Origin of the sequence: Pseudomonas sp. 3JA, from assembly GCF_036961705.1 — a bacterium.
In the GTDB taxonomy this organism is placed as follows: domain Bacteria; phylum Pseudomonadota; class Gammaproteobacteria; order Pseudomonadales; family Pseudomonadaceae; genus Aquipseudomonas; species Aquipseudomonas fluorescens_Q.
Genome location: NZ_JBAMDJ010000028.1, coordinates 12,568 through 38,733, shown reverse-complemented (window position 1 = coordinate 38,733; position 26,166 = coordinate 12,568). Strand labels below are relative to the sequence as shown.

The window sequence follows — 26,166 nt, the reverse complement described above, 5'->3', positions numbered from 1 at the left end:
CATGAAAGTTGGCGTCATTTCCGACACCCATGGTCTGCTCCGCCCGCAAGCGCTGGCAGCATTGCAAGGGTGTGAGCGTATCATCCATGCCGGTGACATCGGCAGCCCCGAGATCCTGGATCAATTGGCGTCGATTGCGCCATTGCACGTGGTGCGCGGCAATAACGACCTGGGGGCCGATTGGGCCGGGCCGCTTGCTGACCGCCTGCAATTCGACCTGTGTGGATGGCAGGTCTTGCTGGTTCACGACATTGCCGATGTACAGGACTCGCTCGACCCGGGCGTGAACTGGGTGATCAGCGGCCATTCCCACAAGCCGGGCATCGAATGGCGTGGCGACCGGCTGTACCTGAACCCTGGCAGCGCCGGCCGGCGGCGGTTTACGCTGCCGGTGACGCTGGCGTTGGTCGAGGTGAGCGCTGGCGCGATCGAGCCGCGGCTGGTCCAGTTGCTGGAGTGATGGACACGCTTACTTGAAGTATTTGTCGACGTAGGAGCCAGCGTTTCCAGTGCCAGGAATTGTGTGAGCTGAGCTTTCACAGTTATCTGGCCGAGCACTCCAGCGAATGGGAGCTGCTCGCGTCGCGCCTGACGCTGGAGGACGATGAGTTCGCGTATGGCAACACGCTGGATTTGCTCACCGCAGAGCCTGACCTGGTAGGGCTTTATGTGGCCGGTGGTGGCATCGCCGGCGTATTGCGGGCCTTGCGCAGCCTCCAGAAACAGAAGATTCGCTTGCCTGTGGTGGTGTGCCATGACCTGACGCCGTTGACACGCGAGGCGTTGAAGACGGGGCTAGTCCAGGCGGTGCTGTCTCATCCCGTCGTGACCATGGCCGAACAGGCAGTCGAAGCCTTGGTCGAGGCGGCGACTGCCACCTCGCCAGGCGCGGCGCCGAGGCGGGTGGTGCCGCTTCAGATCGATGTGCCGGAAAGCACCTGAATGTTTGATGCATTCTCAGCCGCCGCTTTCGCGAACAGGCTGGTTCCGTCGGCTCCTGGGTATTAAGCCTCTTGGCCTGCTTGAGCCTCTGTCAGGGTCGGATAGTCCGTATAACCCCGCTCGTCGCCCTGGTAGAACGTCGATGCGTCAGGGGCGTTCAGCGCCTGGCCCCGTTTGAAACGCTCCACCAGGTCCGGGTTCGCCAGAAACGGCGTGCCGAATGCCACCAGGTCGGCTTCTCCACGGCTGATGGCAGTGGCCGCGCGTTCGGCGCTGTAGCCGCCATTGGCAATGTACGTCCCGCCGAAGCGACGCTTGAGTTCCAGGAAGTCGAACGGGCCTTCGCCCAATTCCACGATGTGCAGGTAAGCCAGGCCGTAGCGGCTGAGCATTCTGGCGGTGTAGTCGAAGGTCGCTTGCGGGTTGCTGTCGCTCATCGAGAAGTAACTGAAGATCGGCGACAGGCGCACGCCGACACGGCTGGCGCCGAAGACTTCGATCACCGACTCGACCACCTCCTTGAGGAAACGGGCACGGTTCTCGATCGAGCCGCCGTAGGCATCGGTGCGTTGGTTGGTGCCATCACGCAAAAATTGGTCGATCAGGTAACCGTTGGCGCCATGAATTTCCACGCCGTCGAAGCCGGCCAGCTTCGCGTTGGCCGCGGCCTGGCGGAAGTCGGCGACCACACCGGGGATTTCATCGAGCTCCAGGGCCCGTGGCAGTTCATAGGGCTTGAGGCCTTCGGCGGTGTAGATCTCGCCATCGGCCTTGATTGCCGAAGGGGCTACGGGTTGGGCGCCGTTGACCTGCACCAGCGGATGAGAAAGACGGCCTACGTGCCAGAGCTGCAGAAAGATCTTTCCGCCCTCGGCATGAACCGCGTCGGTCACCTGTTTCCAGCCGGTGATTTGCTCAGGGGTAAAGATCCCTGGCGTTCTCAGGTAACCCTTGCCCTGGGCCGACACCTGGGAACCTTCGCTGATGATCAGGCCGGCGCTGGCCCGTTGGCTGTAGTACTCGGCCATCAGGGGCGTGGCGGCGTCACCGGTACCTGCGCGGCTGCGGGTCATGGGGGCCATGATCATGCGGTTTTTCAGGGACAGCTTGCCGACTTGGGCGCGGGACAGCAGAAGATCGAGACCGACGTTGCTCATGATTCACCTCAAAAGAGAACAGATAGGATTGAGTCGAGGGGCGGCTAGGCCAGCCGGCCCTCTTGTTGCAAAAGGGCGCCGATGCGTTGGATTTCTTGCTCGCCTTTTTCCAGGGCTGCCTCGCTGGTGTGCACGGAGTAATAACCCATCACCAGGCCGTGGGGATGCTTGACCGCCGAGCCGAGCACGAAGGAGGTCGCGCCCCGGGCAACGATGTCGATGGCTGCGCCGGACTCTTCGAAGACCACCATTTCCCCGGTATTGACGCGACCGCCGGCGTCGAGGCTGCCGTCGTTGACCGCCAGCCAGGCGACGGTGTGCCCGGCCGGTGGCGTATAGCGCCAGCGTTCTTGGTCTTTCAACTGCACGGCCAGGTAGTTCATGTCCGCAGGGGCTGCAACGCTGCTGCGAGCCGCGCCATATTGGCCGAGCAGCACCCGCACCGGACCTTCCCGGGGGATATCGGCGGGTGCCAGGTAGACGCTGTGGGCCGGAGCGTTTTCTTCAGCGGCCGGCAGCGCGACCCAAAGCTGGAAGCCGTGGATCGACGAGCTGCCGACTGGCCGCGCGTCGTGCCATACGCCGTTACCAGCTTGCATCCACTCCATGCCACCGCTGGGCAGTACACCCGATTGCCCGGTGGTGTCTTCGTAGGCCACCTGACCTTCGATCATGTAGGTCAGCGTGGCGATACCGGAATGCGGGTGCATGCCGAAACCTCTGTGCATGGCATCGGCGTTGAAGGCGAAGAGGTCGAGAAACACGAATGGCTTGCAGAGCTGGCCCAGGTCACCGGGACTCATGAGCCGGGTGATCGGCCCGTGGCTATTGCCGGAGGTGCGATGGACGATGGCGCGGGGCGGTGCTGCGACGATGCTGTTCATGGGGTGCCTCCAAGTCTTGGGCGTTGGGCCTCGATGCGAGAAGGATAAGTGCCTGCCAATAGATTGATTAGCCGATACAATCGGATTGAACTCATCCATAAAACGAAGGAATGTCAGTGCCATGCTCGATCTCAACGATGTTGCGCTGTTCGTTCAGGTGGTCCGCAGCGGCAGCTTCGCCGAAGCCGCCAGACGCTTGGGCATGCCTTCCAATACCGTCAGCCGACGGGTTCAGCAGTTGGAGGCCCAGCTTGAATCGCGACTTCTGCAGCGCTCGACCCGCAAACTCACGCTGACTCATGCGGGCCAGGGGTTTTATGAGCGCTGTGTGGATTCGGTGGACGGCCTGATGGATGCCGGACAGGAACTGATGATGGGCAGCGACGAACCCAGCGGCCTGGTGCGCATCGCGGCGATGGCGGATTTTTTCGATTTCTTCCCGATGCAATGGGTGGCCGATTTTTTAGCCGCGCATCCCCGGGTGCAGCTTGATTTCGTACTCAGCGACGCCCGGGTCGATCTGATTGCCGACCGCATCGACGTTGCCTTTCGCGGCGGTCCCTTGCAGGACTCGGGGTATGTCGGTCGCCAACTGCTCAAGAACGACGGTGACGGCATGGTCGCCAGCCCCGCGTACATTGCCGCGCGCGGTGCACCGCTTTCGTTGCAGGATCTGGCTCACCACGACGGCGTGAGTTTCGCTCATCCCGGCGGTATGACCCACTGGCGATTCGTTGGCCCGGACGGCATCGAGGAACAGGTGCAGATCGCCAGCCGATTCCACGCCAACACCGCCCAGGCGTTGCGCAGGGCGACCGTCGCCGGCCTTGGCATCGCCGTGTTGCCGGGGGCGCTGAGCAGTCTCGACCTGGAAGCCGGAAGGCTGGTGCGTGTCCTGCCACAATACCAACGCGTCGGCTTCGGTCTGAATGTGCTCTATCCGAGCCGGCGGCAGTTGCCGCTGGCGGTTTCGGCTTTCATCGGGTTGGTGATGGAGAAGCTTGAGCTCAAGGCGTTTCCGGCGCGGATGCAGTGAGTGAGCCATCCAGGCCGGTGTCGTGGCGGGATAAGCCCGTTGTGCCGCACCTCAATACCGTGGCGAGGGAGCTTGCTCCCGCTGGCTGCGCAGCAGCCAAAAAACTGGACGCAATCCGCCTGACAGACCTTGGTGATAGGTTGGGGCCGTTGCGCAGCCCAGCGGGAGCAAGCTCCCTCGCCACAAAGGCATTCCCTCTCCAAGATGTGGATGTCAGGGGTGGCGCTACCGCGTGCATCGACCTTCTTGCCACACCGCTAAACCGCTCTTGTGGCGAGGGAGCTTGCTCCCGCTGGCTGCGCAGCAGCCTAAAAGCTGGACGCAATCCGCCTGACAGACCTTGGTGGTCGGTTTGGGGCCGCTGCGCAGCCCAGCGGGAGCAAGCTCCCTCGCCACCGGTTCCGTATGTCTCAGCTGCAAACAAGGCTCGCCTTGTTCCCTTGGGCATCCCCCCGGCAGTAGCCCATTTTTTTCCTTCCCAGCAACGATAAAAACCCTCGTTTCGCAAATCTTCCCCCGCCAACACAATCGCCTCGACATCTGATCTCGATAGCTGCAAGCGCAGCACCACAAAAGATAGAAACCCGAGGCGGCGCTATGCCGGCCTGAACCAAACCTACTGCCGGAAGTGCACAGACATGCCCGTTGAAACCCTACGCATCGATACGCTCGTCATAGGCGCCGGCCAAGCCGGCATCGCCATGAGTGAGCACTTGAGCCGGCAAGGCGTGCCGCATCTCGTGGTGGAGCGAAGCCGCATTGCCGAAGCTTGGCGCACATCACGTTGGGATTCGCTGGTCGCCAATGGCCCGGCCTGGCATGACCGTTTTCCGGGGTTGGAATTCGAGGGGCTCGGTCCTGATGACTTCGCGACAAAGGACCAGGTGGCCGATTATTTCGAAGCCTATGCCAACAAGTTCAACGCACCGATCCGTACCGGCGTGGAGGTCAGGAAAGTCGAGCGCAATGTCGGCCGTCCGGGGTTCACCGTTGAAACCTCTGAAGGCTTGATCGAGGCGATCCATGTCGTCGTCGCCACCGGGCCCTTCCAGCGACCGGTGATTCCACCGATTGCGCCGGACATGGCGACGGTCACCCAGCTTCACTCGGCCCAGTACCGTAATCCCCGGCAATTGCCCGAAGGGGCTGTGTTGGTGGTGGGCGCCGGGTCGTCGGGGGTGCAGATCGCCGATGAACTGCAGCGCACCGGCAAACAGGTCTATCTCTCGGTGGGCGCCCACGATCGTCCGCCCCGGGCCTATCGCAACCGCGATTTCTGCTGGTGGCTGGGTGTGCTGGGCGAGTGGGATGCGGAGGCGGTCCAGCCAGGCAAGGAGCACGTCACTATCGCGGTGAGCGGTGCCCGCGGTGGCCATACCGTGGATTTTCGCCGGCTGGCCCACGAGGGCATCACCCTCGTGGGGCTGACGAAATCGTTCAATGGCAGCGTGGTGACCTTTGAACCGAATCTGGCCGAAAACATCGCCCGCGGCGACGAAAACTACCTGGCGCTGCTGGATGCCGCCGACGCCTACATCGCCCGCAACGGCCTGGACCTGCCGCTCGAACCTGAAGCTCGTCACCGGCTGCCCGATCCGCAATGCCTGACCCAGCCGATCCTGGAACTGGACCTGGTCGCCACCGGTGTGACCAGTGTCATCTGGGCCACCGGCTACTCGGTGGATTACAGCTGGCTGAAGGTCGACGCCCTCGGCGCCAATGGCAAGCCTCGGCATCAGCGTGGCGTTTGCAGTGAACCGGGCCTGTATTTCGTCGGCTTGCCCTGGCTGTCGCGACGGGGCTCGGCGTTCATCTGGGGCGTCTGGCATGACGCCCGGCATATTGCCGACCACATCGTGAAGCAACGCATTTATCTCGCCTATCAGGATGCTGCCCAGCGCCAGGCGTCGGCACTCGACAGCGATTCACAGCGTTCGAAAACCAGTCTCACGGGAGTTCGTTGATGCCTACTCACACGCGCATTCGCATGTTCAATACCAAGGACACCTACCCGAACCAGACGCTGGACAACGATCTGTGCCAGGCCGTGCGCGCCGGCAACACCGTCTATGTGCGCGGCCAGGTCGGCACCGACTTCAACGGTCAACTGGTGGGCCTGGGCGATCCTCGCGCCCAGGCCGAACAGGCCATGCGCAACGTCAAGCAATTGCTGGAAGAGGCCGGCAGTGACTTGAGCCACATCGTCAAGACCACGACGTACCTGATCGACCCGCGTTATCGCGAGCCGGTGTACCAGGAGGTCGGCAAGTGGCTCAAGGGCGTGTTTCCGATCTCCACCGGCCTGGTGGTCAGTGCCCTGGGCCAGCCGCAGTGGCTGATGGAAATCGACGTGATTGCGGTGATCCCCGAATAAGGAGTGCAGCATGACTTTTTCCATCGTCGGACGCTGCGCCGAAACTGGCCAGTTAGGCATCGCCATCAGTTCCTCGAGCATTGCCGTCGGTGCCCGTTGCCCCTGGTTGCGCGCGGGCGTCGGCGCGGTGTCGAGCCAGAACATTACCCTGCCGGCCCTGGGCCCGCAGGTGCTCGATGAACTGGCCGGCGGCCTGGCGGCGCAAGCAGCGCTGGAGCGGACCCTGGCGCGCAACGGCTACGGCCAATACCGGCAGGTGGCGGTGATCGATGCCGAGGGCCGCACGGCGATTTTCAGCGGCGAGCATACCCTGGGCACCCACAACGCCGTGGCCGGTGAGCAATGCGTGGCGGCTGGCAATCTGTTGGCCAGCGCTGCGGTGATCGAGGCCATGATCACGACCTTCGAGCGGGGCGGTGGTTGTCTTGCGTCACGCTTGATGAGCGCGTTGCGGGCCGGGCAGGCGGCGGGCGGAGAGGCCGGGGCGGTGCATTCGGCGGCGCTGTCGGTGGTCGATGACCTGACCTGGCCCATCGTCGATCTGCGGGTGGATTGGGCCGAGGAAAATCCCATCGGCGAGCTGGAAAAACTCTGGCTCGCCTATCAGCCGCAATTGCAGGATTACCTGACCCGTGCGCTCAACCCGACCCTGGCGCCGAGTTATGGAGTGCCGGGTGATGAGTGAGCTGCGCAGTCGCGCGCTGCTTGCCGAGCTGGTGAGCTTTGCCACGGTCAGCCGCGATTCGAACCTGGCCTTGATCGAGTTCGTGCGCGACTACTTGCAAGGGCTGGGCGTGAACAGCGAGCTGATCTACAACGCCGAGCGAACCAAGGCCAACCTGCTGGCGAGCATTGGCCCGGCGGTGCCCGGTGGCGTGGTGTTGTCCGGGCATACCGATGTGGTGCCGGTGGACGGGCAGGCCTGGACGGTCGATCCGTTCTGCCTGACCGAGATGGACGGTAAATGGTTCGGGCGCGGCACGGCGGACATGAAGGGTTACCTGGCCTCGGTGCTCGCGGCAGTGCCGGAGTTATTGTCCAGCCCGCTTCGGCGACCGGTGCACCTGGCGTTTTCCTATGACGAAGAGGTGGGTTGCCTGGGCGTTCACAGCTTGCTGGAGGTGTTGGTTCGGCGAGTTCCGCAACCGGCCCTGTGCCTGATTGGCGAACCCACCCAACTCCGACCGGTGCTGGGGCACAAAGGCAAGCTGGCGATGCGTTGTCATGTGCGAGGGGCGGCCTGCCATTCGGCCTACGCCCCTTATGGGGTCAACGCTATCGAACAGGCGGCGCGCCTGATCGGGCGGTTGGGCGAGATCGGCGCGCAACTGGCCGAACCCTCGCGGCACGACCCGCGCTTCGACCCGGCGTTTTCCACGGTGCAGGTCGGGGTGGTCCACGGCGGCACGGCGCTGAACATCGTTCCGGCGGACTGCCGTTTCGATTTCGAAGTGCGCGCCTTGCCGGATTTCGATCCCCTCGTGGTGGCTGAGCAATTGCAAGGTTATGCCGAGCAGACCCTGCTGCCGGCCATGCAGGCGGTGGCGGGGGATACGGCTATCCGCTTCGAACCGTTGTCGGCCTACCCGGGCCTGGCCACTTCGCCGGACAGCGCGGCCGCCCGACTGGTTGCGCAACTGTGCGGCAGCGACGCGTTCGGCACCGTCGCCTTTGGCACCGAAGGCGGCCTGTTCCATCAGGCCGGCGTGCCGACGGTGGTCTGTGGTCCCGGCAGCATGGACCAGGGGCACAAGCCCGACGAATACGTGAGCGTTGAACAAATGGCCGCCTGCGACCGCTTGATGGATCGACTGGCGAGCTATCTCTGTGAACCCAATGATTGCTGACCGCAAGGTGCCTGAGGAGGACGATTTCAAGGGAAGGAGATTCCTCGCGGTCAGCCAGGCGACACCCATGAACAGGCCGACAAGAGCCTTTGCTGTAGACCTTGCCGCCCGTATTTACGGTCACTTTTGAGTCCCGTCACCGGCTCGTGCGGGCGAGCTGGTATTTTCGAGGAACCGCTTCATGTCCAGATCCTTGCGTTGCAATATTGCGTGTGCCCTGGCGTTGCTGAGTACCAGTGTCCTGGCCGCGCCACAGAGCCTGACCGTGATTTCCTTCGGCGGCGCCACCAAGCAGGCCCAGGACAAGGCCTACTTCCAACCTTTCAACGCCAGCGGCGCGGGAAACATCGTGGCTGGCGAATACAACGGTGAATTGTCGAAGATCAAGGCCATGGTCGCCGCCGGCCACACCAGCTGGGACGTAGTCGAAGTGGAGAGCCCCGAGCTGTTGCGTGGTTGCGAGGAGGGGCTGTTCGAGAAGCTTGACCTGGGGCGCCTGGGCGACCCGGCGAACTATGTGCCGGGAGCGCTCAATGAATGTGGGGTCGCCACCTACGTCTGGTCGATGGTCCTGGCTTATGACCAGAGCAAGCTCGCCAAGGCACCCAAATCCTGGGCGGATTTCTGGAACGTTGCCGAGTACCCGGGCAAGCGCGGCCTGCGCAAGGGCGCCAAGTACACTTTGGAAATCGCCTTGCTGGCCGACGGGGTCAAGGCGCAGGACGTGTACAAGGTGCTGAACACCCCGGAAGGCGTGTCCCGGGCATTCGCCAAGCTCGACCAGATCAAGCCGAACATCCAATGGTGGGAAGCCGGCGCGCAACCGGCGCAGTGGTTGGTGGCGGGGGACGTGGCGATGAGTGCGGCCTACAACGGACGCATCGCGTCGGCGCAGAAAGAAGGCATGAAGCTGAGCATCGTCTGGCCGCAGAGCCTCTACGACCCGGAGTACTGGGCCGTGGTCAAGGGCACGCCGAACAAGGCCCTGGCCGAGCAGTTCATTGCCTTTGCCAGCCAGCCGCAGACCCAGAAGGTGTTTTCGGAAAACATCCCTTATGGGCCGGTGCACCGCAAGACACTGGCGCTATTGCCGACGGCGGTACAGGAGCAGTTGCCCACCGCCGAGGCCAACCTGGCTGAGGCCCAAGCCGTGGACGCGGAATTCTGGGTCGACCATGGCGAGGAACTGGAGCAACGCTTCAACGCCTGGGCCGCTCGCTAGACATATCCCTTGTGGCGAGGGAGCTTGCTCCCGCTGGGCTGCGCAGCAGCCCCGACACCAGGCGCCTCGGTGTATCAGCCTGACCGCGTTCGGCTTGCATGGGGTCGCTGTGCAACCCAGCGGGAGCAAGCTCCCTCGCCACGGGGTTGGTGTTTTACTTACAGGCCGGGGCGGGCAGTTGTGCCTGGCCTGCCGTGGCTCAAGGCAGCCATTGCCTGAACTGTTCCTTGCAGTAGTCGACAAACAACTGCGCCGGTTTGGTAAGGTGCGCGCGCTTGAGCCAGCCGGCCACCAACGCCGACCCCGTCACGTCCTCGGCGATGTCGACGCACACCAGGTGTTGCCCATCGTAGGTGCAGGTGGAGTGCGGGCGGGTCACCAGTACGGCAAAACCAAAGGACTGGCCGACCATGCCCCGCACCATCTCAATGGAGGGCGAGCTGAAGACAATGTTGGGCGTCAGGCCCAGCTCTTCGAAGATGCTCACGAAATAGGTGCGACTGGGCTGCACGTCCAGCAGGATCATCGGCTCCAGCGCCAGGTCACGCAGCGACACTTGGGCCTGATCGGCAAAGCGATGCCCCTGCGGCAACAATGCGTAGGGGCGTTGCGGCGCGGTCAGCGCTTCGGTCTCGATGGTACTGTCGAGGTCGTGTTCATAAAAAATCGCCAGGTCGAAACGCCCCCCCGTGAGACCTTGCACCAGCTCCTGTTGCTCGCCATCCTGCACGCGGATTTCCACCCCTGGGAAGCGCTCGCGAAAGCCCGCGATCAGCCGTGGCAGGTAGAGCGGGGCGACGGTTTCGAAGCAGCCGATGTCGATCTGTCCGCTGACCACATCGTTATCGGCCAGCGCGTTCTGCTCGAACTCCCGGGCCATGCGCAACAGCTCCTGGGCCTTGCGATAGAAGCGCGCGCCGCCGGGCGTCAGCGATACTCCTTGGGCGTGATGACGAATGAGCAATTGCACACCGAAACTGTCTTCCAAGCCCTTGATGGCGGAGGCGATCGACGGTTGGGCGATGTACAGCTTGCGAGAGGCTTCGGCGACGCTGCCACATTCGACGGTGGTGACGAAGTACTTCAGCTGACGCAAGGAATAGGACGCCACGGCACACCTCGATCCGGATGATTTCTGCCTACCTTACCTTGTGCACGGAGGGCGATGGGCGGGCATTGATGCGGATTTTGCTGGGCAGTGACGATATTTAGGCTGGCTTGGGGACGAGCACCGAAAAAAACGCCTGCCCAAGGATCGTCGGCAGGCGTCTGGGAAAGACCGGCGCAGAAAGGAGGGACTGGCCGGGGGCGGAAACGGGTTTCAGGCTACTGGGATCAACGGGTCGGCGGCAGCCAGGGCGGTGGCGCGATCAGCCGCGGGCGGGTAGATCCAGACGGTGTTGATCTGGGTCTTGAGTTCCTTGGCTTCCTGCCCGACCAGTTTGAGCTGGCGATCCCAACCTTCGGTATACACCGCACCCCAGGCGCCCAGATCCAGGCAGGTCACATACTTGGGTTGGCTGTAGGCCATTGGCGCCACGCCCAGCAAGTCGGCCGCGACGTTGTTGCCGGCATAGCGGCCCAGGGCGATGGCGTGCTGGCAGGACATCGCCGCATAGTTGCCCAGCGTGTCGGTGGCGGCGTAGGCCACGTCACCGCTGGCGAATATGTCGTTCTGGCCCAGGACTTTCAGGTTGGCATCGACGTGCAGGCGCCCTTGGCGATCGCGGGTAGCGGGTACCTGCTGGGTCAACGGACTGGCGCGGAACCCCACGGTCCAGATCACGGTATGGGACTCGATACGCTGGCCGCTCGACAGGGTGACGCCACCGGCATCCACCGATTCGACCGAGGCGTTGAGGATCCACTCGATACCCAGGTGTTCGGATGCTTCGACAATGGATGGACGTATACCGTCGCCCAACGCTGCACCAATCTGCGGTCCGCGGTCCACCACGATGACCCGGATGTCGGCATCCTCGCCGAGGACCGCGCGCAGGCGTGCGGGCATTTCGGTGGCGGTTTCGATCCCGGTAAAGCCGCCGCCGGCCACCACCACGGTGTTGCGGGCCGGGCTGTCCGGCAGATTTTTCAGCGACTTGATATGGGCTTCGAGACGGCTTGCCTGTTCGATTTCATCAACGTCGAAGGCATGCTCCATCATGCCCTCAAGGTCGGGGCGAACCAGTTGGCTGCCCGCCGCGAGCACCAGGCGGTCATAGCCCAGGGTGCCTTGGGTACCGAACACATCCACATAGCCAACCCGCTTGTTCTCGACATCGATGCTGCTCGCCGAACCCTGGACGAATTTCACACCCACCGCGTCGAACAGACTGCCCAGCGGTGCCGCCATGGTGTGGACGTCCGGCTCGTAGAAACGAGGGCGAATACGCAGCTCAGCCTGGGGGGCCAGGATGCTGATCTGCACGTCATGACGATCGTGTTGGTCCAGCAGCCGGGCCGCGCTCAATGCGCTCCAGACCCCGCCGAAACCTGCGCCAACAACCAGAATATGTTGTTTCATGATGAGCTCCCGAAGACAAAATCGATACGTTGAATTGTTTAACTGTTTCAGCGTGACCGTGTCGCGAAGTACTCCAAAAGTGCCTGGCTGCATTGAGTTGCTATCGAGCACATTCAGTTTCGGTTCGCTGTAGGGAAGCTTATTGGCAAGACCTGTTTTTGACACTTCTACATAAGGTCATCGCGCCTATGCCTGGGTAGGGGGGATCTATACGAAGGTATGAGGGCGCGACGTAGTCAAGTGGTCCGGGCAAGTACCGATTCGATGCAGGCGATCAATTCGGCGCAGTCGAAGGGTTTCGGGAAAAACGCCACCGGTTCGGGCGTACCGGCGCTGACACGGGGTGGCACGCCAGGATATCCGGTGATGAAGATGATCGGAGTATGAATGCCCAGGGTCGACAATCGATCGTACATCTGAATGCCCGTCATGCCAGGCATTTGAATATCCGATATCAGGCACGCTGTGTTTTCAAGTTCGCAGGAAGATAAAAAATCCAGGGCGCTGGTATATGTTTTAACTCGATATCCGTGGGAGCGTAACAAGCCATCCAGGGCGATTAGAACTGACTCATCGTCATCAATTATCGAGAGCGTTGCGGTGTTGGACATGTCGATACCTGGGGGGTGATATCAGGTAGCCATAAAGGCGCCCGTGTCACTGCAAGATACGCCGTCCAATGGCCCCGCCAAGTATACGTGTGTATGAAAGGGGGCCTGCGCCGAAACGCTCGACTGGCTATCGGCCTGTGTTAGTCAGGCACTGCTCCAGCACCTGGGCCATGCGCACCAGATCGGCAAACGAGTGTGCGCACATCTTGCGCATGGCTTGGCCACGGTGAATCTTGACCGTGATTTCACTCAAGCCCAGTTCCCCGGCGATCTGCTTGTTCATCAGGCCTGACACCGCCAGTGCCATGACCTGCTGCTCCCGGGGCGTCAATGTGGCGTAGCGGTCAAGCACTTGCTGATGGCCGCGTTCGGCGTCGCGCCGCTGGCGGTCCTGGTGATGGGCGGCGGTCACGGCGTCGATCAGGTCTTGCTCGCGGAACGGTTTGGCGAGGAAATCCACGGCACCGGCCTTCATCGCCCGTACGGTCATGGCGATGTCACCGTGACCGGTCATGAACACAATCGGCAGTCGAACGTTGGCTGCGGCCAGCTCCCGTTGGCAATCCAGGCCGCTGGTGCCTTGCAGGCGCACATCCAGGACCAGGCAACTGGGCTGGTCGGGCCTGGGATGGTTCATGAACTGTGCGACCGAACCAAACAGATGGACCTGCAAGCCGATGGAGCGCAGCAGGCTGCCGAGGGATTGGCACAGCGATGCGTCGTCATCGACGATATAGACGATGGGGGCATTGTCGATGATTGGGCTCGAGGGCTGGAGGGAGGTCATTGCCCGTTCTCCGATAAAGCGGTACCGGTGAGCCGCGGCAGCGCGAACCTGAACGAGGTGCCCTGGCCGGCCTCGCTGGTTGCCCAGATCCTGCCGTCATGGAAGTCGATGATGGACCGGCAGATGGACAGGCCCATGCCCAGGCCGTTTTCCTTGGTGGTAAAAAACGCATTGAACAAGCACGGCAGGACCTCGGGGGCAATGCCGGTTCCCTGGTCAGTCACCTCCAGCAGCACTTCGTCACTCTCCGTCCAGGTGCGTATATGCAGGGTTCGTGTATGTACCTTGACCCCGTCCATGGCGTGACAGGCATTGATGATCAGGTTGATGATCACTTGCTGCAGTTGCACCCGGTCTGCGCTGACCTGGCCGTCGGTCGCTGCCAGATCCACCTTGGCCCGGACTTTATGATGAGCCAGTTGCTGCTGGACCAGGTTCAGAGTCTCGCGGACGATGTCGTCCAGTCGCTCGGGCTGGCGCAACGGGTCGCACTTGCGCGACAGCGCCCTGATACCGCTGATGACCTCGCTGGCGCGACAGCCGTTGGCGACGATTCGGTCGAGGCAATCCAAGGCTTCCCCGAGATCGGGTTGCGGGCGCTTGAGCCAGCGGCGACAGGCCTCGCCGCTGCTGGTGATGGCCGTCAGTGGCTGATTGACCTCGTGGGCAATGGACGCGGCCATTTCCCCCAAAGAGGTCAAGCGAGTGACGTGGGCCAGTTGGCTCTGGGCGCGAAACAACGCTTCTTCGGCCTGCTTGCTGGCAGTCACGTCCATGAGTGCGCCGAGATACTGGAAACGGCCATGCTGGACGAGCAGGGGGCTGGCGATCATGTGAATGTGCTTGATGCGTCCATCAGGCATCAGCAGCCGCAGCTTGACCTCGATCTGCGGTTCGCCAGCGGCGGCCTGCTGGAAAACCCCGCGTGCCAACTCGAGGTCTTCAGGATGGGTGCGCTCCAGCATCATCGACACCGTTGGCGTCTTGCTGGGCGGGTACTCGAAAATCCGTGCCGATTGCTCCGACCAGGACAACGCTTGTCGATCACCGCGAAAGCCCAGGCTGCCGGTCTGGCTCAGACGCTGGGCGCCGGTCAGGTAAGCCTCGTTGTGCCGCAGGCTGTCGGAAGCCTGCTTGCTGCGCAGGGCCAGGAACGCAATGGCGGACAGCGCGGTCAGGCAACGGAAGAAGCCGGTGGTAGATTCCCAGCGGTGATAGCCGCCGTTATACAAGAACATCGCGGTGAGCAAGCCCATGCACATCAGCGCGACGGTGATCACCAGATTGATGGAGAACAGGTTGGCCGCCATCAACAGCAAGGTGATGTACAGCAGGGTTGGCGCCAGGTCGGAATGGGTTTCGGAATTGATGATGACAATCCCGCAGGCCACCACCAGGCCTACCGCCCAGCCGAGGGCGTTCACCAGTGGTTGGGTGCTGATTCCCATCGACGGCCGAGGCCCGCTCCGGCTTGGGCTGTATCGAAGGCTGTCATAGACGTTCTTGAACATCGCGGAGGGTAGGGGCACGCTGGCAGACCTTTTGTTTTTACGTGGTCTCGCTCTGGAGTGTCGGGGCGACAGAGCATCGGTTGGTATCTTAGAAGCGCCGCCTTGCCTGAGGTAGGACATAAAACCCTGAAATCCCGCCAAGCTGAGCCAAAGAGAGGGGGCCGCTGCGCGGCCCAGCGGGAGCAAGCTCCCTCGCCACAAAGGCGGTGTTCTCCCGGGCCTGGATACATACATACCGAAGTATCGATGACGTTGCCCAAAGGGTGAGTCGAGTGTCCCCACGTACAACAGACCTGGCACGCCTCGGGGATTACGCTTTCAACACCTCGTCGCCGTAGGCCTTGATGGAGGGCGCAGGCGATGATCTTGTCCACTTCCGACTCAATGGCCTGGCGCCTGGGGCGACGACTATGATGAACAGAAATGACCTGCGTCGTGCTGACATCAATCTGCTGGTGGTCTTCGAAACCATGATGCACGAGCGAAACGTGACCCGTGTCAGCGAAAAGCTGTTTCTCGGCCAGCCAACGATCAGCAGTGCCCTGGCGCGCTTGCGGTTGATGTTCGATGATCCCTTGTTCATCCGTTCGGGACGGTTGATGGAACCGACTTCCCGGGCGCGGGAAATCTTCTCCAACCTGTCACCGGCCCTGGATGGTATCGCCGCCGCCTTGGGCCGCTGCCAGGCGTTCGAACCGGCCACCAGCGAGGCGACCTTCCACATCGGCCTTTGCGATGACGTCGAGTACGCTCTGCTGCCGGAACTGTTGCGTCGGCTGCGGGTCGAGGCACCGGGCACCACATTGGTCGTGCGCCGGACTGATCAATGGCAGGTCTCCCAACTGTTGGTCAGTGGCGAGATTTCCCTGGGCATCAGCCCGACGCTGGAACTGCCGGCCAATGCCCGGCGCAAGACACTGCGGCCGATTCGACCGATGCTGTTGCGCGCCGATTCGCAGCCCGGCGAGCTGACCCTGGACGAATTCTGCCGTCGGCCCCATGCCGTCGTATCGTCCATGGGCAATGTCATCGATGATTCGGACCGCGCGTTATGCCTGATGGGCCGCCAGCGCCGAGTGGTGTTGACCGTGCCGCAGTTCAGCGCCTTGCCCGTGCTGTTGGCCCAGAGCGACATGATTGCCATCGTGCCGGATTACGTTGCCCAGGCGATGGCCATGGTGACCGGCATGCGGGCGCAAGCGGCCCCGATCTGCTTGCCCCAGCACGAGCTTTCCATGGTCTGGCGCGGCGCTTCGCACAATGATCCGGGGGAGCGTTGGTTGCGTGCCCGTTGCAGCGCGCTCCTGGCCGAGCAAGCCGACCCGCAGGAGCATTCCAGGCGAGTGGCCTGACGGACAGTTGCGCAAGGTTTTCGCATTCAGCGGGAAAACCGGCTGCGATACTCCCGGGGGGATATCGAGAGATGGCGCTGAAACGTGTGGCGCATTCGTTCCTCGTCACCGAAACCGCAGGATCGGGCGATCTGGTCGATGTTGCGCTGGGAGTCTTCGAGCATTCGACGCGCCGCTTCAAGGCGGAACATCTCGATGGCTTTGGCCGGGGTCCGGCCGGTCTGGCGTTTGTAGACCCGGGCAAAATTGCGCGGGCTCATCCTGGCCTGCCGGGCCAGCCGCTCGACGGTGAGGTTATTGTCGTCCAGGTGCTCGGAAATCCACACGTGCAGTTCGTCGAACCCGGCGCTCTCTTGCATCTGCAATTGCAGCAGTTGACTGAACTGCGCCTGCCCGCCGGGGCGCTTGAGAAACACCACCAGCTCACGGGCCACCTGCAAGGCCACATCGCGACCACAGTCGGCTTCGACCAATGCCAGTGCCATGTCGATGCCGGCGCTGACACCGGCCGAGGTCCACACATTGCCCTGCTGGATGAAGATCGCATCGAGGTCCACCTCAACCGACGGGAAACCGCTCTTGAGCATCTCGCACATGGCCCAATGGGTGGCGGCCCGGCGTCCGTCCAGCAAGCCGGCCTGGGCCATGAGGAAGGTGCCGCTGCACACCGATGCCGTGCGCCTGGCCTGGACCGAGGCCTTGCGCAGCCAGTGCACCAGATCGACACAGTCGATCATCGCCTGCCGAATGTCCGGTGCGCCGGGCACGATCAGCGTGTCGATGAGTGTCCCGTCGAGCTCATGCAGTGCACGGGTATCAACGACCAGGCCTTCGGCGCTTTGCATTAACCCACCAGCCAGGCTCGCGGTGTGCATGGCGTAGCCGGGCAGGCCGCGCTCGGTCATGGCTTTGGTGGCGGCCCAGAACACGGTCTGGGCCCCGGTCAGGTCCAGCAAACCCATCTGCGGGTAGGCCAGGAATACCAGGGGGCGCGGTTGGGAAACGGATTCGGTGGCGATGCCGATATCCAGGGACATCTCGTTCATGTTCGCTTCGCGCCGGGTGTTCGTCAGGGGAGGTCTGCAAGGTTATCAAGTGATCGTGCCCGTGAGTGCGGCTTCATGGGCTCGGATACTGAATATTTAGGTGCTATTGATATGCTATTAAGGTATTTAAATTAATATTTTTATAGCTTTAAAGTCGTGGCCTTCAGTCTTTTCACCTACTGTGAGGTTCACCAGACCATGGCTTTCAAGCGTCCTGCGCTCACCTTGTTGGTTTCCCTGGCGGCCACCGCGCTGCTCAATCCCTTGGCCCACGCCGAGGGCAAGATCAGCATTGCCCAGCAATTCGGTATCGGCTACCTGATCCTGGATGTGGTGCGCGACCAGCAGCTCATCGAGAAGCATGGCAAGGCCCAGGGCCTGGATATCAAAGTGGACTGGAACAGCATTTCCGGCGCGACGGCGATGAACGAGGCCTTGCTGACCGGCACCCTGGATGTGGTGTCGGCGGGCGTTCCGCCGATGCTGACGATCTGGGATCGGACCCGCGGCAAGCAGAACGTCAAGGCCATCGCCTCGCTGGGGTCGATGCCCAACTACCTGCTGACCAACAACCCGAACGTGAAGAGCCTCAAGGACTTCACCGACAAGGACCGGATCGCTGTCCCGGCCGCAGGGGTCGGATTCCAGTCGCGCACGTTGCAGATCGAAACCGCCAAGGTGTTCGGCAACGATCACTTCAAGAAATTCGACGACATCTCGGTCAGCCTTCCGCACCCGGATGCGACGGCGGCGCTGATCGCCGGCCAGTCGGAGATCAATTCGCACTTCTCCAGCCCACCATTCCAGTACCAGGCACTGCAAAGCCCCAATGTGCACAAGGTGCTCAGTTCCTATGATGTGCTGGGCGGGCCGGCGACGTTCAACGTGCTCTACACCACGGAAAAATTCCACGACGAAAACCCCAAGACCTACAAGGCGTTCTACGATGCCTTGGTGGAGGCGCAAGGCATCATCAAGGCCGATAAGCCGGCCGCTGCCCAGACCTACATCCGCGTTGAACAGTCCAAGTTGCCGCTGGTGCTGGTGGAGAAAATCGTCACCGACCCCGAAATCGACTTCACCGTCGTTCCGCAACGCACCTACATCTATGCCGAAAAACTGCATGAACTGGGCGTGTTAAAAAACAAGGCTGACAGCTGGAAGGACTATTTCTTCGAAGAGGCCCATGCCGACGCCGGCAGCTGAATCCGGGCCGATTATCCGTTTTCGGCACAATTGCCCGATCGGCCCACGGGGCGGAATGGAACTTGCCTGAGCTTTGACCCGTAAGCCCTGGAATCATCAAAGGTCGGGTCAATGAACAACTCCAACATGGCGCAGCCAGTGGTCTCGTCGGACCTGTTGCCGACGCTGCCGATCAATCGGTTCCGCACCGCTGACATCGATGAGCACGCCCGCAACATGGGGGGTTGGCAGGTCTGCTATGACCAGTTGACCCCCGGGCGTTTCGACGGTGAGTTGATCGAGTTCCGCTCGGACTGGATGCAACTGGTGCGCGACCGCTCTAATCAGGCCATGACCAAGCAAGGCATGGCCTGGGAGGGCGCCATCACCTTCAGCGTGCCGTTGAGTGCCGATGGACCGGTCTTTTGCTCCGGGCACCCGATTATCGAGCCCAGCCTGTTGGTCGCCCGTGGCCAAAACCTGCCCGAGCTGCGCACCCCCCAGCATCTGGATCTGCTCGGTGTCGCCATCGACGAGCAGGCGTTGGAACATGTGCTGGAGCGCCAAGGCAGTCGCTTTCGAATTACCGATCTTCCCAAGTGTTACCGTCTTGGCAATTCGACGCTGCCCGCCGAGCTTGCGGCGTTGTTCGATGAGCTTGAAGGGGGCGAGCAGGGGCGTGATTCGTTGCTGGGGTACGAGTCGATTCGCCGGGGCTTGCGGGACACGGTGATGTTGCACATATTGGAACTGGTGGCGCCGGACGAAGCGCCGCCGCTCAGCCCCACGGCGCGCAAACGCATGGTCGACCGCGCCCGGGAATATGCCTTGACCCATGTCGATGAGCCGCTGTCGATCCTCGACCTGTGCAACCACATCGGTGCCAGCCGACGCAAACTGCAGTATTGCTTCCAAGAGACCCTGGGCATCAATCCGGTGGCTTATCTGCGGGCGTTGCGCCTCAATGCGGTGCGCCGTGAGCTGCGCAATGGCGATCAGGTCCTGGGTGTGCAGGAGGTGGCGGCACGTTGGGGGTTCTGGCATTTGAGTCGGTTTTCCAGTGATTACCGGACCCTGTTTGGCGAAACCCCGTCACACACCTTGCGTCGCACGCATCTGTGCTGAAAACGGATAACGGCTGACTGGCCGGCTCCCTAGGATGACCCCGACACCACATGGTCGGAGGGGCATTCGATGTACCAAAACAAAAAAACAAACGTCTGGCACTGTACATGGCTAACCCTGGGGCTGATCGGTGCCTGCACCGCTGCCCATGGCACCGAAAACGGCGCGCCGACCACGGCGGTCGGGGTCTATGATTTCGGCGCGGGCATGATGCCGCCGGCCACGCCCTTTGGCACTGTCGGCCTGCGCACCGCGTTCTATTCGGCCAACGTGCAGAAGGATCGCCACGGCAAGTCCGTGGACAACAATTTCTCCCTGGATGTCTTGTCCATCGGCGTCGCCTACATGCGCATGACCGATTACACGGTGCTGGGCGCCAAGTATGGTTTCGGCGCCGTCGTGCCGTTTTTCCAGATGGACGCTTCGCTACAGGTGCAGACGCCTGTCGGTCCGCTGGACCTTGCGGCCGACCCGTTTCGCCTGGCTGATATCCAGGTATTACCGGTGATCCTGCAATGGACCCTGTCGCCGAACCTGTTCGTCAACGCCCAATTCCAGATCCAGGCCCCCACGGGCGACTACGACAAGGATCGCTTGATCTCGCCGGGTCTCAACCACTGGACCTTCTCGCCGATCCTCAACGCCACCTACATCTCCGACAGCGGCTTCGAGGTGTCTTCCAGCTTTGAAGCCGACATCAACACCCGCAACCACGCCACCGACTACAAGAATGGCGTCGAGTACCGTCACGAATTTGCCGTGGGCCAGCACGTCGGGCCATGGACCTTGGGCGTGGGCGGGTACTACTACCGCCAGTTCACTGATGACGACGCGCCGGGGCTGGAAACCGGCAATCGCGCCCGGGTGTTGGCGGTCGGGCCGGCGGTGAGCTACTTCAAACCCGGCATTCCACCGGTGTGGCTGCATGTCTACAAGGAGCTCGATGCGCGCAACCGCGCCGAGGGCTATACCGCGGCGCTGCGTATTTCCCACAGTTTCTAGAAGGGGCTCGTCATGAACCAATCAAGTTCCGTTTCAACGGCGGCCACCCCGTCGCGCCAGGCCAGTTGGCGCGAAGGCGCAGTACTGATGCTGGGCAGCAGCCTGACGATCATGGGTGCGGTGATGGTCACGCCGGTCCTGCCCCGGTTGGGTGCCGAATTCGGTCCCTTGGAACCGCGCGCCGATCTGTTGGTGCCGTTGGCGATCACCGGTCCCGCCCTGGCGATTGCCGTGTGCGCACCCTTGGCTGGCTGGTTGGCCGACCGGGTTGGACGCAAGGCGTTGCTGGTGATTGCCACGGTGCTCTACGCCTTGCTCGGTGCATTACCGGCCCTGCTCGATAACCTGCCTTCGATTGTCGGTGTGCGGCTGTTGTTCGGGTGCACGGAGGCGGCGGTGATGACCTGCTGCGCGACGCTGATCGCCGACTATTGGCAGGGCGAGGAGCGGTTGCGTTACGTCAACCGGCAGGTGGTGACCATCGGCCTGGTGGGGGCGCTGTTTTTCGTGGTGGGCGGTGTGCTCGGCGAGCACTCGTGGCGTGCGCCATTCCTGTTGTATCTGCTGCCACTGCTGCTGGTGCCGGCCATGATGAAAGTCCTCTGGGAACCGCCGGTGACGAAGCGGCAGAAGGTCGAGCAGCGCGTCGATGAGTCGGCTCCGGCCAAGGTCGCCGTGCTGCCACTGCTGGTCGGCTACCTGATGATTCTGGGCGGCATGGTCTTGACATTCATCATGCCTATCCAGGCGCCGACGCTGTTGGTCAGCTTGGGCATCACCTCCAGCACGCTGATCGGCCTGGCGGCGGGGCTGAGCCTGTTGGCGACCTTGGGCGGTTCGCTGATGTGGCCGTTGCTGCGCCGTCGCTTCGGCATCGCCGGTTGCAACGCATTGTTGCTCGGCTTGATGGGCCTGGGGCTGTGGTTGCTGATGCGCGGACAAAGCTACAACGCTGTGCTGGTGGCGGTGTTCATCCAGGGCCTGGGGGCCGGCCTGCTGGTGCCCAACGTGATGGCGCCGGTGATGAATGCCCTGACCGCCAGCACCCGGGGTCGGGGCTTGGGCGGGTTTACCTCGTGCCTGTACATCGGCCAGTTCGTCAGTCCGCTGGTGGTGGCGTTGGTGGTTGTCTTCGCCGGTGACCTGCGTCACGCCATCCAGTGGCTGGCCCTGGCCAGTTTTGCCTTGGCACTGCTCTGGATCGTTGCCGGCCTGCGCGCACGGGGCCAGGGGCAGGCGAGCACCGTCGGATCACATCAATCGTCGTGACATAAGGAATCTGAAACATGGGTATGCAAGACATCCACCATCTGATGGACAGTGAAGACGCCACGGCGCTGGCCGAGTGGGTCAGGCGTGGCGAGGTTCAGCCCGGCGAACTGCTGGAAACTGCCATCGAGCGTCTGGAGCGGGTCGAGCCGCAGCTCAATGCGGTGGCCGAGCGTTTGTACGATTCGGCTCGGGAGGCGGCGCGCACGCCACAGGTTGGCCAAGGCCTGCTGGCGGGTGTACCGACCTTGATCAAAGACCTGTTTTCGCCGGTCCACGGCGCGGCGATGACTAACGGCTCACGCGCGCTGGGCGACTGTCGTGCGGATTTTGAATCGGAAGTCGTGACGCGTCTGCGCCGTGCCGGGTGCCAAGTGATGGGCACCAGCACTTCGCCGGAGTTCGGCACCTCGTACTCCACCGAGTCCGCGCGCTTCGGCGCCACCCGCAACCCCTGGAGCAGCGAGCACAGCGCCGGTGGCTCCAGCGGTGGCGCGGCGGCACTGGTGGCGGCCCGGGTGGTGCCGTTCGCCCACGGTAACGACGGTGGCGGTTCATTGCGCGTGCCGGCGTCTTGCTGTGGCGTGTTCGGGTTCAAGCCCAGCCGTGGCCTTATGCCGTCGGGGCCGATAGTGGGCGAGGGCTGGGCGGGGATGGGCACGCCCCATGCGATTACCTTGTCGGTGCGCGACAGTGCGGCGCTGCTGGACGCCACCGCCGGGAGGGACCTGGGGGCGCCCTATGCCGCGCCGGTCCAGGCGTTGCCGTATGTGATGGCGGTGCAGGCTGATCCCAAGCCGTTGCGCATTGCCCTGGTCGAGCAACTCGAGCCTTGGCCTACGTCACCCCAGAGCCTTCAGGCGGTGGGCGAGGCCGCGCGGTTGTGCGAGTCCCTGGGGCACCGTGTCGAACCGGTGAGCCTGCCGGTGGGATTGCTGGAGTTTCTCGACCACGTGTTCACCATCATTGGCGCCAGCTCTCGTCACTATGTCGACCTGCTGGGCCAGATGCGTGGGTTTGCCGTGCAGGCCGAAGAGCTGGAGGTGCGCACCCGGATCATCTTGCGGGACAAGGGCAACGTCAGCGGCGCCCAATATGCCGCGGCGGTGGAATGGATTCATGCCCTCGGCCGGCAGTTGGCGGTGTTCATGCAGGATTACGACGTGATCCTGAGCCCAGTCCTGACCCGTGAACCGGTGCTGATTGGCGAGCTGGATCTGCAGGATGTGTGCATGAGCCTGGATCAATTGATCGAGCGCTACCACAGCTATTCGCCATTCACTGCACTGTTCAATGCCAGCGGCCAGCCGGCGATGTCAGTGCCGTTGTCCTGGAGCGCCAATGGCCTGCCGATGGGGGCGCACTTTGCCGGTCGCTTTGGCGAGGAAAACACTTTGCTGGCCCTGGCCGCCCAACTGGAACGCGCCCAGCCCTGGCGCGGCCGAGTTCCACTGGTCAACGCCTGCCGGCGGTGAAACTGTGGGAGCGGGCTTGCTCGCGAAGGCGGTATCAGGTTCAGCAACATGGTTGACTGAATGGTCCGCTTTCGTGAGCAAACCCGCTCCCACAAGCGGGATTTTTGCGGGTAGGGCTCTGGGGTTGTCACAGAGCCCTTGAAGGTCAGTAGCGGATCATCACCGACTTCAGTTCGGTGTAATCATCAATGAATGCACTGCCGAATTCACGGCCTATCCCTGAAGATTTACTGCCGCCAAAAGGCACCGCCGGGTCGAGCAGGGTGTGCATGTTCACCCAGACCGTGCCAGCTTCGATGGCGGGAACCATGCGCAGGGCTTTGCCCAGGTCGTTGGTCCAGAGACTGGCGCTCAGGCCGTAGGGAGTGTCGTTCATCAGCTCCAGCAGTTCCTCTTCACTGTCGTAAGGGAAGAACGTGGCGATCGGGCCGAAGGTTTCTTCGTTGAGCAGGCTGTCGTCGCGGCGATTGGCGAGGATGATGGTCGGCTCCACATAGCAACCCGGTCCATCGATCAGCTTGCCGCCGTGGACGATGGTGTTGTTCTGTGCGCGGGCCTTGGCGAAGAATTCCGCGAGTTTGCGCTGGTGCTGGCGGTTGGTCACCGGGCCGAATTCGGTGCGTTCGTCCAGGGGCGAGCCGATGGTGAGTTTGCTCAGGCGCTGGGCCAGTTTGTCCATGATCGACTCGATCTGCGAGCGATGGACAAAAAACCGTTCCGCTGCGGCACAGATCTGTCCCGAATGCAGAAAGCCTGCCTCGATGATGCCATTGACCGCCACCTCGGGATCGATATCACGCAGGAACCCCGCCGCATTCTTCCCGCCCAGTTCCAAGGTTGCACGGGTCAACCCGGCGCCCATGGCCGCTTGGCCCACCGCCAGGCCGGTGGGCACGGAACCGGTGAATGAGACCTTGTTGGTGCCCGGGTGTTCGATCAGCCCTTTGCCCACTTGGCCGCCGCCGGTCAACACATTCAGGGCACCGGCCGGAAGGCCGGCCTCGATGGCCAGTTCTGCGATGCGCAGGATGGTCAGCGGGGTGAACTCGCTGGGCTTGATGATGATGCTGCAACCGGTCACCAGGGCTGAGGCCAATTTCCAGATGGCGATCATGGTGGAAAAATTCCACGGTACGATACCGACCACCACTCCGACCGGTTCGCGCAAGGTGAATGCGGTATAGCGTTCGCCAGCGAAGGAGGGCAGTGATGGGGTGATCGTCTCGCCGTTGATCTTGGTCGCCCAGCCAGCGTAGTAGCGCAGGAAATGTGCGGCCTGGTCGACTTCGAAGGCCCGGGAGACGTGGATGATCTTCCCGGACTGGCAGGTCTCGATCTGCGCCAGCTCTTCGCGGTTGCGTTCCAGCAGGTCTGCCAACTTGAGCAGCACATGGCCGCGGACCGCGGGTGCCGTTTGGGACCACTGCTTGAAGCCGCGGCGGGACGACTCCACCGCCACATCAATGTCGCCGGAAGTGGCGTCGCTGACTTTGGCGATGACTTGGCCGTTGGCAGGATTGACGACGTCAAGTGTTTGACTGCTCTGGCTTTCGACGTAGCCACCGTCGATGAACAGGGCGTGATGTCTGCCGAGGAAGGCTTCGACCTGAGGCAGCAGGGCAATATCGCTCATGAGGGTTTCCTGATCACGAATAGGGAAAGCCCCGAGGGTAATCCCGGCAGGATCATCCAGCTTGACTGTGCCTGCCGCGCCGTATGTCTGTGGCTGCCAGCCTGGGTGGTTGGCAGCCAGGAGCAAGGCCTCGTGCAGGCAGGGACAAGCCAGCCAGGCCGGTTTGCGATCAGATCCGGGTTTCGACTTGATGGCATAGGGGCGGGCGATGTTTCTCCAGACCAACAAACAGAGACTGGCGTTGACTGCGCAGGTGCAACGCGTGCTGACCGGCGAAACGGAGGACACGCCGCAGCTCGACGCGTATCCGCAACTGCGCACCGTCCTTGAGCAGCATGCACGGCAGGTGGCGAGCGCGACTGCACATCTGCATCAGGTCGAAGCACAAGTGCAGGCGCAAACCCTGCAATGGCAGCATTGCGAGCGTGAGATGCACAGGTTTCGCCAGCAATTGGAGCAAGCCCTTGAGCGCGAGCAGGCGCTTGAAGTTCGTCTGGGCGAACACCGCCAGCAGCTACAGCAACAACGCCAGGATGCGCAGATCTGGGAGTTGCTGCAATCGACCTTGACTGAAGGCTGCTGGGATATCACGGTCGTCAACGGTGACCTCCAGCATCCGGCTAGTGGCATGCGCTTTTCCAGTCAGTTCCGTTCGCTGCTGGGGTATGGGCCGGATGACTTGCCCGATGGCTGGGATGCCCAGGTCGGCATCACCCACCCGGACGACTTGCCCAAGATCATGGCCATTTTCGATCAGGAAATCCTTGGCTCCCAGGGCAGCGGTGAATACGTCTTCGAATACCGGATGCGCCACAAGACCCGGGATTACATCTGGTGTCGTGAACGCGGTCGGGCGGTACGCGACTCGCATGGGCAACTGGTGCGGGTCATTGGTGCGGTGCGTGATATCAGCGATGAGCGCTCGGCCCAGTCCACCCATCAGCGCATGCTCGAACAGAACCAGGTGACCTACGCCCAGATTGCCACGGTGGTGGGGGTGATCAAGGGCATTGCCGACCAGACCAATCTGCTCGCCTTGAACGCCGCGATTGAAGCCGCCAGGGCCGGAGATGTCGGGCGCGGTTTCTCAGTCGTGGCCGATGAGGTGCGCAAGCTGGCGCAGAGCACCCGGCAGGCGACCCATCAGATCCAGACCATGTTGCATCAGCACAAACAGTAAGCCG

Annotated in this window: 23 protein-coding genes and 1 pseudogene; 15 read left to right on the top strand and 9 right to left on the bottom strand. The window is 62.4% G+C overall.

Annotated features, from left to right (window positions below; genetic code table 11):
• Position 1 precedes the first annotated feature (1 nt).
• Together V7773_RS20725 and V7773_RS20720 are read left to right on the top strand one after the other, a co-directional pair.
• Positions 2 to 460 carry a metallophosphoesterase family protein gene (locus V7773_RS20725; RefSeq protein ID WP_336074855.1) on the top strand — a complete coding sequence of 153 codons (459 nt, stop codon included), beginning with the start codon at positions 2 to 4 and terminating at the stop codon, positions 458 to 460.
• Between the two features lie 35 nt (positions 461 to 495).
• Positions 496 to 942 (top strand): annotated as a pseudogene (locus tag V7773_RS20720) (substrate-binding domain-containing protein); the annotation flags it as partial.
• A 62-nt stretch (positions 943 to 1,004) separates the two neighbouring features.
• On the opposite strand, the gene V7773_RS20715 reads toward V7773_RS20720, so the two are convergent.
• Both V7773_RS20715 and V7773_RS20710 read right to left on the bottom strand, forming a co-directional pair.
• Positions 1,005 to 2,099, bottom strand: coding sequence for an alkene reductase (locus tag V7773_RS20715; RefSeq protein WP_336074854.1), 1,095 nt, complete (start codon positions 2,097 to 2,099; stop codon positions 1,005 to 1,007).
• 44 nt (positions 2,100 to 2,143) lie between these two features.
• The gene (locus V7773_RS20710; protein ID WP_336074853.1) at positions 2,144 to 2,983 is read right to left on the bottom strand and encodes a pirin family protein; all 840 of its coding nucleotides are present in this window, start codon (positions 2,981 to 2,983) and stop codon (positions 2,144 to 2,146) included.
• A 121-nt stretch (positions 2,984 to 3,104) separates the two neighbouring features.
• On the opposite strand from V7773_RS20710, the gene V7773_RS20705 reads away from it, so the two are divergent.
• The 6 genes from V7773_RS20705 (at position 3,105) to V7773_RS20680 (ending at position 9,462) form a co-directional block, all read left to right on the top strand.
• Positions 3,105 to 4,019: a LysR family transcriptional regulator gene (locus tag V7773_RS20705; RefSeq protein ID WP_336074851.1), complete on the top strand. Its 915-nt coding sequence runs from the start codon at positions 3,105 to 3,107 to the stop codon at positions 4,017 to 4,019.
• 638 nt (positions 4,020 to 4,657) lie between these two features.
• Positions 4,658 to 5,983 (top strand): flavin-containing monooxygenase, encoded by a 1,326-nt coding sequence (locus V7773_RS20700; RefSeq protein WP_336074849.1) that lies wholly within the window; start codon positions 4,658 to 4,660, stop codon positions 5,981 to 5,983.
• On the top strand, positions 5,983 to 6,393 hold the full coding sequence (locus V7773_RS20695) for a RidA family protein (protein WP_003201555.1): 411 nt from the start codon (positions 5,983 to 5,985) through the stop codon (positions 6,391 to 6,393). The genes V7773_RS20700 and V7773_RS20695 overlap by 1 nt, the downstream gene beginning before the upstream one ends.
• A 10-nt stretch (positions 6,394 to 6,403) precedes the next feature.
• On the top strand, positions 6,404 to 7,078 hold the full coding sequence (locus V7773_RS20690; RefSeq protein ID WP_336074846.1) for a DUF1028 domain-containing protein: 675 nt from the start codon (positions 6,404 to 6,406) through the stop codon (positions 7,076 to 7,078).
• Positions 7,071 to 8,240, top strand: a complete 1,170-nt coding sequence (argE, locus tag V7773_RS20685) for an acetylornithine deacetylase (protein WP_336074845.1) — start codon at positions 7,071 to 7,073, stop codon at positions 8,238 to 8,240. The genes V7773_RS20690 and argE overlap by 8 nt, the downstream gene beginning before the upstream one ends.
• A gap of 181 nt (positions 8,241 to 8,421) precedes the next feature.
• Positions 8,422 to 9,462 (top strand): ABC transporter substrate-binding protein, encoded by a 1,041-nt coding sequence (locus V7773_RS20680; RefSeq protein ID WP_063321406.1) that lies wholly within the window; start codon positions 8,422 to 8,424, stop codon positions 9,460 to 9,462.
• Positions 9,463 to 9,661: 199 nt separating this feature from the next.
• On the opposite strand, the gene V7773_RS20675 is transcribed toward V7773_RS20680, so the two are convergent.
• The 5 genes from V7773_RS20675 to V7773_RS20655 form a co-directional block, all read right to left on the bottom strand.
• Positions 9,662 to 10,573 (bottom strand): LysR substrate-binding domain-containing protein, encoded by a 912-nt coding sequence (locus tag V7773_RS20675; protein WP_336074842.1) that lies wholly within the window; start codon positions 10,571 to 10,573, stop codon positions 9,662 to 9,664.
• A 210-nt stretch (positions 10,574 to 10,783) separates the two neighbouring features.
• On the bottom strand, positions 10,784 to 11,986 hold the full coding sequence (locus tag V7773_RS20670) for an NAD(P)/FAD-dependent oxidoreductase (RefSeq protein WP_336074841.1): 1,203 nt from the start codon (positions 11,984 to 11,986) through the stop codon (positions 10,784 to 10,786).
• Positions 11,987 to 12,222: 236 nt separating this feature from the next.
• Positions 12,223 to 12,597 carry a response regulator transcription factor gene (locus V7773_RS20665; RefSeq protein WP_336074839.1) on the bottom strand — a complete coding sequence of 125 codons (375 nt, stop codon included), beginning with the start codon at positions 12,595 to 12,597 and terminating at the stop codon, positions 12,223 to 12,225.
• A 127-nt stretch (positions 12,598 to 12,724) separates the two neighbouring features.
• A complete protein-coding gene (locus V7773_RS20660; protein ID WP_336074837.1) occupies positions 12,725 to 13,384 on the bottom strand; it encodes a response regulator transcription factor in 660 nt (219 codons plus the stop codon).
• Complete coding sequence (locus V7773_RS20655) at positions 13,381 to 14,832, bottom strand: sensor histidine kinase (RefSeq protein WP_336074911.1); 1,452 nt, start codon at positions 14,830 to 14,832, stop codon at positions 13,381 to 13,383. The genes V7773_RS20660 and V7773_RS20655 overlap by 4 nt, the downstream gene beginning before the upstream one ends.
• A 473-nt stretch (positions 14,833 to 15,305) precedes the next feature.
• Here V7773_RS20655 and V7773_RS20650 point away from each other — a divergent pair, with 473 nt between their 5' ends.
• Positions 15,306 to 16,247 carry a LysR family transcriptional regulator gene (locus tag V7773_RS20650; RefSeq protein ID WP_336074834.1) on the top strand — a complete coding sequence of 314 codons (942 nt, stop codon included), beginning with the start codon at positions 15,306 to 15,308 and terminating at the stop codon, positions 16,245 to 16,247.
• Between the two features lie 26 nt (positions 16,248 to 16,273).
• Here V7773_RS20650 and V7773_RS20645 read toward each other — a convergent pair whose 3' ends face one another.
• Positions 16,274 to 17,284 (bottom strand): GlxA family transcriptional regulator, encoded by a 1,011-nt coding sequence (locus V7773_RS20645; protein ID WP_442963493.1) that lies wholly within the window; start codon positions 17,282 to 17,284, stop codon positions 16,274 to 16,276.
• 207 nt (positions 17,285 to 17,491) lie between these two features.
• Here V7773_RS20645 and V7773_RS20640 point away from each other — a divergent pair, with 207 nt between their 5' ends.
• The 5 genes from V7773_RS20640 to V7773_RS20620 all read left to right on the top strand — a co-directional run bounded on the left by V7773_RS20640 (position 17,492) and on the right by V7773_RS20620 (position 23,349).
• A complete protein-coding gene (locus tag V7773_RS20640; protein WP_336074828.1) occupies positions 17,492 to 18,499 on the top strand; it encodes an ABC transporter substrate-binding protein in 1,008 nt (335 codons plus the stop codon).
• Positions 18,500 to 18,610: 111 nt separating this feature from the next.
• The gene (locus V7773_RS20635; RefSeq protein WP_336074827.1) at positions 18,611 to 19,603 is read left to right on the top strand and encodes a helix-turn-helix domain-containing protein; all 993 of its coding nucleotides are present in this window, start codon (positions 18,611 to 18,613) and stop codon (positions 19,601 to 19,603) included.
• 69 nt (positions 19,604 to 19,672) lie between these two features.
• Entirely contained in the window at positions 19,673 to 20,605 is a 933-nt protein-coding gene (locus V7773_RS20630) for a SphA family protein (protein WP_336074826.1), read from the top strand.
• Between the two features lie 12 nt (positions 20,606 to 20,617).
• The gene (locus V7773_RS20625; protein WP_336074825.1) at positions 20,618 to 21,874 is read left to right on the top strand and encodes an MFS transporter; all 1,257 of its coding nucleotides are present in this window, start codon (positions 20,618 to 20,620) and stop codon (positions 21,872 to 21,874) included.
• A gap of 17 nt (positions 21,875 to 21,891) precedes the next feature.
• Positions 21,892 to 23,349, top strand: coding sequence for an amidase (locus tag V7773_RS20620; RefSeq protein WP_336074823.1), 1,458 nt, complete (start codon positions 21,892 to 21,894; stop codon positions 23,347 to 23,349).
• 145 nt (positions 23,350 to 23,494) lie between these two features.
• Here V7773_RS20620 and V7773_RS20615 read toward each other — a convergent pair whose 3' ends face one another.
• On the bottom strand, positions 23,495 to 24,982 hold the full coding sequence (locus V7773_RS20615) for an aldehyde dehydrogenase family protein (protein WP_336074821.1): 1,488 nt from the start codon (positions 24,980 to 24,982) through the stop codon (positions 23,495 to 23,497).
• A 208-nt stretch (positions 24,983 to 25,190) separates the two neighbouring features.
• Here V7773_RS20615 and V7773_RS20610 point away from each other — a divergent pair, with 208 nt between their 5' ends.
• Positions 25,191 to 26,162, top strand: a complete 972-nt coding sequence (locus V7773_RS20610; protein ID WP_336074818.1) for a methyl-accepting chemotaxis protein — start codon at positions 25,191 to 25,193, stop codon at positions 26,160 to 26,162.
• The last annotated feature ends 4 nt before the right edge of the window (positions 26,163 to 26,166 follow it).